Annotated in this window: 8 protein-coding genes; 1 reads left to right on the top strand and 7 read right to left on the bottom strand. The window is 72.4% G+C overall.

Going from position 1 to position 11,610, the window contains the following annotated elements; translation table 11 throughout:
• Nucleotides 1–65: 65 nt before the first annotated feature.
• The 6 genes from ACMCNO_RS09630 to ACMCNO_RS09605 form a co-directional block, all read right to left on the bottom strand.
• Nucleotides 66–437, bottom strand: a complete 372-nt coding sequence (locus ACMCNO_RS09630; RefSeq protein WP_412749058.1) for a cytidine deaminase — start codon at nt 435–437, stop codon at nt 66–68.
• The gene (locus tag ACMCNO_RS09625) at nt 430–1,788 is read right to left on the bottom strand and encodes a hemolysin family protein (RefSeq protein WP_412749057.1); all 1,359 of its coding nucleotides are present in this window, start codon (nt 1,786–1,788) and stop codon (nt 430–432) included. The genes ACMCNO_RS09630 and ACMCNO_RS09625 overlap by 8 nt, the downstream gene beginning before the upstream one ends.
• A gap of 4 nt (nt 1,789–1,792) precedes the next feature.
• The gene (ybeY, locus tag ACMCNO_RS09620; RefSeq protein ID WP_412749056.1) at nt 1,793–2,260 is read right to left on the bottom strand and encodes an rRNA maturation RNase YbeY; all 468 of its coding nucleotides are present in this window, start codon (nt 2,258–2,260) and stop codon (nt 1,793–1,795) included.
• Nucleotides 2,261–2,281: 21 nt separating this feature from the next.
• A complete protein-coding gene (locus tag ACMCNO_RS09615) occupies nt 2,282–3,337 on the bottom strand; it encodes a PhoH family protein (protein WP_412749055.1) in 1,056 nt (351 codons plus the stop codon).
• Between the two features lie 206 nt (nt 3,338–3,543).
• On the bottom strand, nt 3,544–4,917 hold the full coding sequence (locus ACMCNO_RS09610) for a serine hydrolase domain-containing protein (RefSeq protein WP_412749054.1): 1,374 nt from the start codon (nt 4,915–4,917) through the stop codon (nt 3,544–3,546).
• A complete protein-coding gene (locus tag ACMCNO_RS09605) occupies nt 4,914–5,264 on the bottom strand; it encodes an HIT domain-containing protein (RefSeq protein ID WP_412749053.1) in 351 nt (116 codons plus the stop codon). Before ACMCNO_RS09605 ends, ACMCNO_RS09610 begins: the two co-directional genes overlap by 4 nt.
• Nucleotides 5,265–5,413: 149 nt before the next feature.
• On the opposite strand from ACMCNO_RS09605, the gene ACMCNO_RS09600 reads away from it, so the two are divergent.
• Entirely contained in the window at nt 5,414–7,834 is a 2,421-nt protein-coding gene (locus tag ACMCNO_RS09600) for a beta-glucosidase family protein (RefSeq protein ID WP_412749052.1), read from the top strand.
• A 32-nt stretch (nt 7,835–7,866) separates the two neighbouring features.
• Here ACMCNO_RS09600 and ACMCNO_RS09595 read toward each other — a convergent pair whose 3' ends face one another.
• Nucleotides 7,867–11,406: a tetratricopeptide repeat protein gene (locus tag ACMCNO_RS09595; RefSeq protein WP_412749051.1), complete on the bottom strand. Its 3,540-nt coding sequence runs from the start codon at nt 11,404–11,406 to the stop codon at nt 7,867–7,869.
• Nucleotides 11,407–11,610: the final 204 nt, after the last annotated feature.

Below are 11,610 nucleotides of genomic sequence, written 5' to 3'. Positions count from 1 at the left end.
GGCCGCCCGGCCGCCCGAGCGCCGGTCGCCGGATCTGCGGCCGGAGGACGGCTGCGGTGCCCCACTCATTCCGTGACCGTGCCCAGCAGCGTGCCGTCGGGCGCCGCGACGTGGATCGGTGCGTCCGCGGCCAGATCGCGGACCGCGGCGTGACCGGCGCCGTCCAGGGTCGACGCCTCGGTCACCACGGCGGCGGCCTCCAGCTTTGCGGCACCCGCCGCGGCCGCGGACGCCACCGCCAGCTGCAGCGCCGTGACGGACAGGCTGGGCAGCGCGACACTGGCCGCCGCGTACGTACGGCCGTCCTGGTCGCGGACGGCGGCGCCCTCGACGGCACCGACGCGGGCGCGGGCGCTGCGGGCGAGCGTGACGAGTTTGGCGTCCTCGGCGCTCAGCTCGGCGTCAGCGGGGGCGGGGGCGATGGTCGGCTCAGGCATCGGCGTGCAGTCTCTCCTCGGCGTCCGGACTGGATTCGGGGTGCCCGGCGGGCGCGGGCACGCGACGTACGAGCACCGAGTCGATGCGGTTACGCCGCCCCGTGGTGCCCTCCGCGATCAGGTGCAACCCGCCCACGTCCACACTGGCCCCCGGGATCGGGACCCGGCCCAGCGTCTGGGCCAGCAGGCCGCCGACCGTCTCGACCTCGTCGGCGGGCAGTTCGACCCCGAACAGCTCGCCCAGGTCCTCGATCGGCAGCCGGGCGGTGACCCGCACCGCGCCGTCGTCCAGGTGATCCACGGGCGGGCGTTCGACGTCGTACTCGTCGGTGATCTCGCCGACGATCTCCTCCAGGATGTCCTCGATCGTGACCAGCCCGGCGGTCCCGCCGTACTCGTCCACCACGATGACCAGGTGGGTGCGGGCGGCCTGCATCTCCGAGAGCAGGTCGTCGACCGGCTTGGACTCGGGCACGAACGTCGCGTCCCGCATGACCTCGGCCACCGGCTCAGCCCCGGCCGCCGGGTCACCGCTCTGGGTGCGCCGCACCACGTCCTTCAGGTACAGCACGCCGAGCACGTCGTCGACGCTGTCACCGATCACCGGGATCCGGGAGAAGCCCGAGCGCAGGAACAGCACGAGCGCCTGCTGCAGGGTCTTGGGCGCCTCGATCCACACCATCTCGGTACGCGGCACCATCACCTCGCGGGCGATCGTGTCACCGAGCGCGAACACCGAGTGGATCATCTGGCGCTCGCCGTGCTCCACCACTCCGCGCTGCTCGGCCAGGTCGACCAGCTCCCGCAGCTCCACCTGGCTGCCGAACGGACCCTCCGGGAAGCCCTTGCCCGGGGTCACGGCGTTACCGATGAGGATCAGCAGCGAGGCCAGCGGGTTCAGCACCCGGCCCAGGCCGCGGACGAGCGGCCCCGCGGCCCGGCCGATCGCGTACGCGTGCTGGCGCCCGATCGTGCGCGGCGCCACCCCGACCACCACGAAGCTGACCACGGTCATCGCGCCCGCGGTGATCAGCGCCGCCTGCCACCCGGCCCCGTACGTGTCGACCGCGACCAGCGCGACCAGCGTGGTCGCGGTCAGCTCGCACAGCAGCCGCAGCAGGAGCAGCAGGTTGACGTGGCGCACCACGTCGCTCGCCACCGCGGCCAGTGCCGCCGCGCCGCGCTGATCCTCGCGGGCCATCTCGGCGGCGCGAGCCGGGGAGACCGTGGTCAGGGCGGCATCGGTCATCGAGGCCAGGCCGGCGAGAAGCACCAGCACGAGCGCGTAGCTGAGCAGTTGGATGTCCGGCAGGCCGCCCGTGGCGTCCGCGGCGAGCAGCGGCGTGTCCACGGCGTCAGCCGGCCCGCCCGGCGTGCCAGCTCTGCAGGAGCCGGTTCTGCAGCGCGAACATCTCGCGCTCCTCGTCCGGCTCGGCGTGGTCGTAGCCCAGCAGGTGCAGCGCGCCGTGGACGGTCAGCAGGTGCAGTTCGTCGGCCGCGGTGTGCCCCGCCGCGACCGCTTGCTTGGCGGCCACCTCGGGGGCCAGCACGATGTCACCGAGCAGCGCCGGCTCACCCGTGCCCGCCTCACCGGGACCGTGGTCGACGCTGCCCTCGTCCATCGGGAAGGCGAGCACGTCGGTGGGGCCGTCGCTGCCCATCCAGCGATGGTTCAGCTCCGCCATGTAGTCGATGTCGACGAGCAGGATCGACAGCTCGGCGAGCGGGTTGACCCCCATCTCGTCGAGGGCATGCCGGGCCACCGCGAGGATCGCGTCGGTGTCGACCTCGACTCCCGACTCGTTGGCGATCTCGATGGACATCAGGTGCGGTTACCCCCGTGATCAGCGCCGCCGCCCGGTGCGGCCGCCACTGGCGGTACGTCCGGGCACGGCATGGACGGATTGCGTGGACTCCTGGTCGGCGTCGTAGCGCGCGTACGCGTCGACAATCTCGGACACCAGCCGGTGCCGGACGACGTCGTTGCTGCTCAGCTCCGAGAAGTGGACGTCCTCGACGCCGTCGAGGATCTGCCGGACGACCTGCAGGCCGCTGACCGTGCTGTTGGGCAGGTCCACCTGTGTGACGTCGCCGGTCACCACGATCTTGGAGCTGAAGCCGAGCCGGGTGAGGAACATCTTCATCTGCTCGGGCGTGGTGTTCTGCGCCTCGTCCAGAATGATGAACGCGTCGTTGAGCGTTCTTCCCCGCATGTACGCCAGGGGCGCGACCTCGATCGTGCCCGCCTGCATGAGCCGCGGGATCGAGTCCGGCTCCAGCATGTCGTGCAGCGCGTCGTACAGCGGCCGCAGGTAGGGGTCGATCTTCTCGTTGAGGGTGCCGGGCAGGAAGCCGAGCCGCTCCCCCGCCTCGACCGCGGGCCGGGTCAGGATGATCCGGTTGACCTGCTTGGCCTGCAACGACTGCACGGCCTTGGCCATCGCCAGGTACGTCTTGCCGGTGCCCGCGGGCCCGATGCCGAAGACGATCGTGTGGGAGTCGATGGCGTCGACGTAGCGCTTCTGCCCGAACGTCTTGGGGCGGATGGTGCGCCCGCGCCGGGAGAGGATGTTGAGGGTGAGCACGTCGGCGGGGCGCTCGCCGATGTTCTGCGCGAGCATCGCGGCCGTCCTGCGCACGGCGTCGACCGTCAGCGTCTCGCCCTTCTCGATCAGCTCGATGAGCTCGGAGAAGAGGCGCTCCGCGGTGGCGTTGTCGGCCGGGGAGCCGGTCACGGTGATCTCGTTGCCGCGGACGTGGACGTCGCTGACGACCGTCCGCTCGATGAGCTTGAGGATCTCGTCCTTGGGGCCCAGCAGATTCACCATGATCTTCGGGTCGGAGACCTCGATCCGGGTCTGCACCCGAGCGGCGGCGCTGCTGTGTTCGGTGCCGGTCATAGGGGGCGGCCGTACGGCCTACGCCACCTGCTTTCGTTCTCGTCGCCGTCGCTGGCCGACGGCGCCCTCCGGTGGATCGTGCCATCGTATCCGCTCGGCCCGCCCGTCGCCGATCCCATTCTTCGCGGCTCGCCGCTGCCCAGGCCGCGCCCCCAGCGGCCACCCAGGCCGGGGGGCACCCAGCCACCGCCGCCCGGGGCGGGCGCTCAGCCGTCGCCGGGTGAGTGCCCGTCGAAGGTCTCCAGGCCGCGGGTGAACCGGTAGGTCGCCCAGTGCAGCCGGACGACGGTGCCCCGCTCGTCGCGGGTCAGCCGGAGCAACTCGCCGACCTCGCGTCCGGAGACCGTCCGCAGGACGTCCGGATTGTCCGGCAACGGGCGGAACACCGCGGGCGGGGACCCCGCGGGAGCATCCGCGGCGCGCGCCTGCAGGGTGCCGTCATGCCAGCTGAAGACCTGCGGGAAACCCTCACCCCACCACGGGCCGAGCACGGAACGGTACGCCGGTGGCGCCGGCTCCCCCGGCGCCCAGGGCCGGATCTCGGCGGGGTCCGCCTCGACCGCGATCGCCAGCATCTCGTGCACGAGGTCGAACATCGCGATCCCCGTGCCGGAGGAGGCCAGCACGGCGGCGCCGAGCGCACCCGGGTTGCCCTCGCCGCCGCGGCGGCCGTACACGCTGGCCAGGAAGCCTGGCATGGCACCGTCGTGGCCGACGTGCACGACCCGCTTGCCCTGCGGCACCAGCAGCAGGCCGAGGCCGAACCCGGCCGCCCACTGGGCCTCGTCGGTGGTGGTGAGCGGCCAGCGCATCTCCTCGACGGTGGCCGCGGCGAGGATCTCGCCGCCCGGGTCGACGATGTCGGGGCTGGTCAGGAACGCCGCCCAGCGAGCCATGTCGGCGGCGGTGCTCCACAGCTGCGCGGCCGGGCTCACGCCGCCCAGCTCCAGCCGCGGCTCGGGCCGGGCCGCGTCGGAGTACGCGTCGACGAGGTAGCCGAGCGCCGCCTCGGCGGTGGGCGCCACCGTGGTCGAGGTGAGCCCGAGGGGGGTGAGGATGCGCTCGGTGAGCACCGACTCCCAGGTGCCGCCGCGCAGCCGGGCGACGAGCTGGCCGAGCACCGCCAGGCCGAGGTTGGAGTAGTGGAACCGGCGGCCGGTGGGCAGCACCCGCTCGGCGCGGTCCAGCTCGGCCACCAGCCCGGCGGCGTCCGGCGCGACCAGGGTGTCCCAGACGTCGCCGTGCGGCTCACGCTGATATCCGGCGGTGTGCGACAGCAGCCGCCGGATGGTGGCGTCGCCGTGGGCGGGGACGTCGAGGTGGGCCGAGACGGGGTCGTCGAGGTCCAGCAGCCCGTCGTCGCGGGCCTGGAGCACGAGCGCCGCGGTGAAGGTCTTGGTGACCGAGCCGATCCGGAACCGGGTGCCGGCGTCCAGCGGGTGCGCCGGGTTGCCGCTGGTGCCGACGGCGAAGCTCCACGGGTCACGGTCGGCGCGGTGCAGGGCGACCGAGAGTGCGGGGATGCGGCCGTCGGCCTGGACCTTGCGGACGGCGCGTTCGAGGCGTTCGGCTGCGCTCACCGGCACACCATCGGGCCGAGGGGGGCGCCGCCGAGCACGTGGACGTGCACGTGCGCGACTTCCTGTCCGGCGTGCGGACCGTTGTTGACGATCAGCCGGAAGCCCTCCGTGCGCAGCCCTTCGGCCTCGGCGACGGCGGCTGCCGCGGCCAGCACGTCGGCGGCGACGCCCGGGTCGGCCAGGGCGAGCGCCGCGATGTCGGGGTGGTGGTCCTTGGGGATCACCAGCACGTGCACGGGGGCCTTGGGCCCGATGTCGCGGAAGGCGAGGGTGGTGTCGGTCTCGTGCACGACCGTCGCGGGGATCTCGCCCGCGACGATGCGGCAGAACAGGCAGTCGGTGTCCACGCAAGGATCCTAGGGTCTAGGTATGTCGGAAGGTCGGCTGCAACCTGCCGGTCGGCGCCGGGTGTTCCGCACACCGGTCGGCCCGCGCGCCACGCGAGGTGTCCGCGCCGCTGACTAGAGTGGACCGAGACGATCGAGGGAGCGCTCTCATGGCCCAGTACGACGAGGTGATCGAGCCCCTGCTCGCCCAGCTGGACCTGTCCGAGAAGGTCTCCCTGCTGACCGGCGCGGATTTCTGGTCGGTGCCCGGCCTGCCCCGCATCGGCCTGCGTCCGCTGATCATGTCGGACGGTCCGGTCGGGGTCCGGGGCACCGGCTGGGCCCCGGACGACCCGTCGATCACCCTGCCCAGTCCCACCGCGCTCGCGGCCACCTGGGATCCGGAGCTGGCCCGCACCGCCGGGCTGGTGCTGGGCCAGGAGTCGCGGCGCAAGGGCGTACACCTGCTGCTCGGCCCGACGGTCAACCTGCAACGCACTCCCCTGGGCGGCAGGCACTTCGAGTGCTACTCGGAGGATCCGCTGCTCAGTGGCGAGATCGGGGCGGGGTTCGTGGCCGGGGTCCAGGCGCACGGGGTCGGCACCACGGTCAAACACCTGGTGGGCAACGACTTCGAGACCGACCGGATGACCGTGGATGTGCGCATCGGCGAGCGGGCGCTGCGCGAGCTGTATCTGGCGCCGTTCGAGCGGGCGGTGGCGGCGGGCTCCTGGGGTGTGATGAGCGCGTACAACGCGGTCAACGGGGTGCCCATGGCCAGCAACGGGCCGCTACAGGACGAGGTGCTGAAACGGGAGTGGGGCTTCGACGGGGTGGTGGTCTCGGACTGGCGGGCCGCCCGGTCCACGGTCGATGCCGCGCTCGGCGGCCTCGACGTCGCCATGCCCGCGATGGAGAACCCGTGGGGCGAGCGGCTGGTCGCGGCGGTCCGCGCCGGGCACGTGCCCGAGGACGTCATCGACGACAAGGTACGGCGGGTGCTGCGCCTCGCCGCCCGCGTCGGCATCCTGGACGGAGTGCCGCCCGCCGTTTCCGCCCCACCGGCGGAACTGGACGGTGACGCGGTCGCCCACGAGGTCGCGACGCGGTCGTTCGTGCTGGTGCGCAACGAGAACTTCACCCTGCCCCTGGAACCGGCCGCACTGACCCGCGTGGCGGTGATCGGCGCCCTCGCCCTGGACGCCCGGGTGCTCGGCGGCGGCAGCGCCCAGGTGACTCCCCCGCACGTGGTGTCGCCGCTGGAGGGGCTGGGCCGGGCACTGTCCGGAGTGGACGTCGCGTACGCGGTCGGGGCGGACCCCCGCCCGTTCCTGCCCGCCGCGCGCGGCAGGGAGTGGGGCGACGGGTTCACGGTGACCCTGACCGGCTCCCGGGCGCACGTGTTCGCCTTGCCCAGCGCGGCCCTGCGGTGGATCGGCGACCTTCCCGGTGGGCTGGCCCCGGCCGAGGTCACCGCGCTGGAACTGCGGGCCATCTTCACCCCGGACGACGACGGCGAGCACACGTTCGCGGTCTCCGGCTTCGGCACGTTCGAGTTGTCCGTCGGCGGACAGTCCCGGTTCGCCGGCACCCTGCATCCGGCCGGGGCCGGCCGCGCCGAGCTGCTGCTGTCGCCGCGCGAGTACCGGGTCGCGGTACGGCTGGCGGCGGGGGTGCCGGTCGACGTGGTGTTGCGGCAGAGCATCGCGCCCGGACTGGCGCACACGGTCGCCACCACCCTCGGGCACCGGCCCCCCGGCCCGGACGACGACGGCATGATCGCTGAAGCGGTGAAGATCGCGGCGGAGTCGGACGTGGCCGTGGTCGTGGTCGGCACCACCGAGCAGGTCGAGTCGGAGGGCTTCGACCGTCCGTCGCTGGTGCTGCCCGGCCGGCAGGACGAGCTGGTGACGCAGGTCGCGGCGGCCAATCCGCGGACGGTCGTGGTGGTCAACGCGGGCGCGCCGGTGCTGCTGCCGTGGGCCGACGAGGTGGCCGCGGTGCTGCTCACCTGGTTCCCCGGGCAGGCGGCGGGCGCGGCCCTGGCGGACGTGCTGCTCGGCGTCGCCGAGCCCGGCGGGCGGCTGCCGACGACCTGGCCGCGCCGCGCGCAGGACTGCCCCGTGCTGGCCGTCGACACCTCCGGCGGGGTGGTCTGGTACGACGAGGGCGTGTTCGTCGGCTACCGGGGCTGGCTACGCGCGGGCCGCCGCCCGCGGTACGCGTTCGGGCACGGCCTCGGCTACACCACCTGGGTGTACGAGTCGCTGGAGGTGGGTCCGGACGAGGCCGTGGTGACCGTGCTCAACGCTGGCGCCCGGTACGGCCGGGAGGTCGTCCAGGTGTACGCGGGGCCCACCGAGCCCGACCCGCAGCGCCCCCGGCGCTGGCTGGCCGGATTCGCCTCGGTGGCCGCCCACCCGGGCGAGCGGGTCACGGTGCACATCCCGCTGCCGGAACGCACCTGGCAGGTCTGGGAGTCCGGCTGGCGCACCGTCTTCGGCGACTACGACGTCACCGTCGCGCGCGCACTGGACGATCCACGGCTGACGGCCACTCTTACGCTGGTACCGGCGGGGTCCCGGGCCTGAGCGCGTTCACACTGACGAATTGGCCATCCAGATCAAAGAGCCGCTGACGCGACGTGCGGCACTGGAGGTGCCTGCCGGGTGCCGACGCTTGCCTCCGTGAGCTCCTTCGATGGTCGAGGTATCAACCGGCTTGAACGCGGGTTGAGATCCTCCTCGACCGCGCTGACGGCCGGGGAGTTCAGTTCTCGGTAGATGACGAGCGCGGACTCTAGTAAGGCGGCGCTTTCGGCGGTGTCCCCCTTCGCCGCCACGGCCTTGCCCATCCGGTGCAGGGCGGCCGCTTCCAGTACGCGTCTGCCGTTGCGGTGTGCCAGCTCCCGGGCTCGGCCGTAGCTGACCAGGGCTGCGTCCAGTTCGCCGTCTGCGAGGGCGAATGACCCTTCGATGCTGCGGGCATACGCCTCGTTGATGGTGTCGCCGGCCCTGTGGAACAGGTCGATGGCGGTGGCGAGGGTGGTTGCGGCCTCGGCCGGATCGCCTTCCTCACGCGTCGACTGCGCCGTGTACATCAGCGCTATCGCCTTGCCACGGTCGTTGCCGAGAGCTCGGTAGATCTCGTACGCCCGGCGCAGGATCTCCACGGCGTCGGCATGTTCGCCTCTGGCCGCCTGGCTCACGCCGATGTAGACCAGAGTGTTCGCCTCGCCGACCCGGCTTCCGCGGAGCAGGTACAGATCGAGTGCCTCCCGGAATGTGGCATCGGCCGCGGCTGGCTCGGCGAGCAGGTGGCGCAGGTAGCCCAGCCGGACGAGCACGTTGGCCTGGACGAGGTGGTCGTCGATGCCGCGTGCGTCGGCCATTGCCGATTCCAGGATCCGCTCGGCCTGGGCGTAGTTGCCCAGTGCGCGGTGCAGGTCACCGAGGTAGCACGAGGCATTGATCATGTCCTCGAGATGGGCGCCTGCCCGATAGATGTCGATGGCTTCCTCCAGGAGCCCGATCGCGGCGTACGGGTCGCTGTCGCAGGTCAGCGCGAGCGATCCCAGACTGGTGAGTGTCCTGCCCCGGCCCAGCCGATCGCCGGCCGGCGCGGGCAGCGCGAGCGCCGCGCGCAGCGCCTGCTCGGAGCGCGTGAAGTCACCCTGCAGCCGGTAGGTCTCCCCGAGTTCCTGCAGCGCGGTCACGAGCTCCGGCGGATCGCCGATCCTCGTCAGGCGTCGCGTCGCGTCACGCAGATCCGCCACGGCACCCGGCCAGTCACCGACGAGCCGCTTGATGACGCCAAGCCGGATCCGGGCGACCGCGCCGGTGACCGGGTCACCGCGCTCGTCGGCGGCGTCGACGGCCGCCGAGAGCACTGCCAGGGCGTCCGACCACGGGCCGTGTACGCGCAGGAACTCGTAGCAGGAGTCGGCCAGCGACGTGACCCGGCGGTGATCGCCCACGGTGGCGGCCAGCCGGGTGACCGCCAGGAGGTTGGCGGCCTCCCGTTTCATCCAGGACCGGGCGCGATCCCGAGGTTCGGCGGCCGCGGTGGCCTGCGTCAGGACGCAATGCGCACGCCGAGCGGCGTCGTCGAAGTACGCCAGCAGCCGAGCTGTCGCGCCGTCGTCGGCGGCCGGCCCGGCCGCGTAGAGGCGGATGAGGTCGTGCAGGGTGAAGCGCCCGGGCGCGTTCTCCACCAGCAGGCTGTGATCGACAAGCGCGGCGAGCAGGTTCTCCGCCGAGCGTACGTCGGTGTCCGCCAACGCCGCGGCCGCGTGGGCGTCGATGTCGGGCCCGGGTATGCGCGCCAGGGCACCGAGCATGTTCTGCTCCCGTTCGCCCAACGCCTCGACCGAGAGTTCGAAGACGGACCGCAGGTTGCGGTCGCCGTCGTCGAAGACGGACAGCGGATCCGGCCCCGCGAGGCTGCGGCGGAGGCGGTCGGCCACCTCGTCCGGCGTCAGCCACTGCCGTTGACGCAGCAGCGCACCGACGATGCGCAACGCCAGCGGCAGCCCGCCGCAGATGTGCACCAGGTCGTGCGTGCCGCCGTCCGGACGCTGGGGCGCCATCTCGCCCAGCAGGCGAATGGCCTCCTCGTCGGGGAGCGCGTCCAGGGTGAGCGGGAACGCGTCGTCCAGGGAGGTGAGCCGTCGGCGGCTCGTCACCAGCACCAGGCTGCCGGAGGCGCCCGGCAGCAGCGGGCGGATCTGCTCGACCGCTGAGACGTTGTCGAGGACCAGCAGCGTACGGGTGCCCGCGAGCCGGTCGCGGTAGAGGGAAGTTCGGGCCTGGGCGTCCGCCGGAATCAGCGACCGGGCGACGCCGAGCGCGTGCAGGAACTCCTCGAGTACCTGGTACGGGTCCTGAGGAAGACGGTCCGCGCTGTACCCGTGCAGGTCCACGAACAGTTGGCCGTCGGGGAACCGAGCGGCCAGGTGGTGCGCCGCCCGTACGGCGAACGCGGTCTTCCCGACGCCGGCCATGCCGTCGATGGCCACAACCGGAACCGCGCCGACGTCTTGGCCGGTGGTGGTGTGGTGTTCGACGTGTTCGACCACGGTGCCGAGTTCGCGGTGCCGTCCGGTGAAGAACGGGCTGATCGCCGGAAGCTGCCGCGGGGCCACCAGTGACGGCGCCCGGGTGGCGGGAGCAGGCCCCAGATCCTGGTGCAGTATGCGCCGGTGGGCCTCGACCAGTTCCGGGCTCGGCCGTACGCCGAGCTCCCGGCTGAGTAGGTGGCTGAAGCGCTGGTACCGGACGAGCGCCTCGGACTGACGGCCGCAGCGGGCCAGCGTCAGCAACAGGTGGGCCTGCATGGCCTCGTCGAACGCGTCACGTGCGGTGGCCGCCTCGAGATATGCGAGCGCCTCGTCCTGCCGGTCCAGCGCGACGAGGGCGTCGGCGATGTCGTGCACGGCGCCACTGCGGCGCCGCCGCAGCATGACGATCTCCGGTCGATCCTTGACCGCGTCGACCTCGGCCAGCACCTCGCCGCGCCACAGCCGCAGTGCCCGGGCCATCAGGTCGACGGCCTGGCTGTGCCGGCCGGCCGCCAATGCCGCGCGGCCGTCCTGGCACAACCTCAGAAAGTCGTCGGCGTCACGGTCACACCCGTCGGGCTTCAGTACATAACCGCGGCCGACGCGATCGATGGGGCCGGTTGCGGGCGCCTTCGGCGACAGCAGTTCCCGCGCTTTGCGGATGTACTCGGCGACGCGTTCCCCCGCGTTGACCGCGGGCGTTTCGCGCCAGAGGAGGTCGATCAGGGTGTCCCGGCTGACGACTTCCCCGATGTTCAGGGCGAGACAGGCGATGAGGGTACGCAACCTGCCGGAGCCGAGCCGCACCGGAGCTCCGTCGACGTGCAGTTCCATGGTGCCCAGAATCAGCACCCGCGCCGCGCCGCCACCCGCACCTTCATCGCCGGACGGAGCCTCGGCGGTACGCGGGAACTCCAGGTCGAGGGACCGGGACAGCAGGCGGAGCGTGGACGGGTACGGCCGGCGAGTCCGGCCCTGTTCCAGGTCTCGGACCGTGCCGAGGCTCAGTCCGGTGGCGCCGGCCAGGGCCCGCTGGCTCAGACCCAGGGAGAGACGCCGGTCGCGAACGAGGCGTCCGATGGCGTTCTCGTCGACGTTGGACATTCGCTCCCCCTCTCCCTGGTCCTGTCCGGCTTGCCACGGTATCTGAGACCCGGGCAGGCTGATTTGACCGTTCCTTACCGGAACCGCCTGAGGTGTGCGGGATCTTCGCTCGCACGGTGCGGGAGCTCCGGAACGACTTCCGTGCCCGAGCTTCGGGCAACGCCGTGACCTGCACGAATGGCAGTAGGGGTACGGGACTTGGGC

The sequence above is a fragment of the Krasilnikovia sp. M28-CT-15 genome (genome assembly GCF_047159595.1).
Lineage (GTDB): Bacteria > Actinomycetota > Actinomycetes > Mycobacteriales > Micromonosporaceae > Actinoplanes.
This window is presented reverse-complemented; position numbering and strand designations above follow the sequence as displayed.

What these genes read in the sequence shown, in the direction of transcription:
- ybeY (WP_412749056.1), bottom strand. Translation starts at nt 2,260, where the DNA reads ATGTCCATCGAGATCGCCAACGAGTCGGGAGTCGAGGTCGACACCGAC.
- ACMCNO_RS09595 (WP_412749051.1), bottom strand. Translation starts at nt 11,406, where the DNA reads ATGTCCAACGTCGACGAGAACGCCATCGGACGCCTCGTTCGCGACCGG.
- ACMCNO_RS09600 (WP_412749052.1), top strand. Translation starts at nt 5,414, where the DNA reads ATGGCCCAGTACGACGAGGTGATCGAGCCCCTGCTCGCCCAGCTGGAC.
- ACMCNO_RS09630 (WP_412749058.1), bottom strand. Translation starts at nt 437, where the DNA reads ATGCCTGAGCCGACCATCGCCCCCGCCCCCGCTGACGCCGAGCTGAGC.
- ACMCNO_RS09615 (WP_412749055.1), bottom strand. Translation starts at nt 3,337, where the DNA reads ATGACCGGCACCGAACACAGCAGCGCCGCCGCTCGGGTGCAGACCCGG.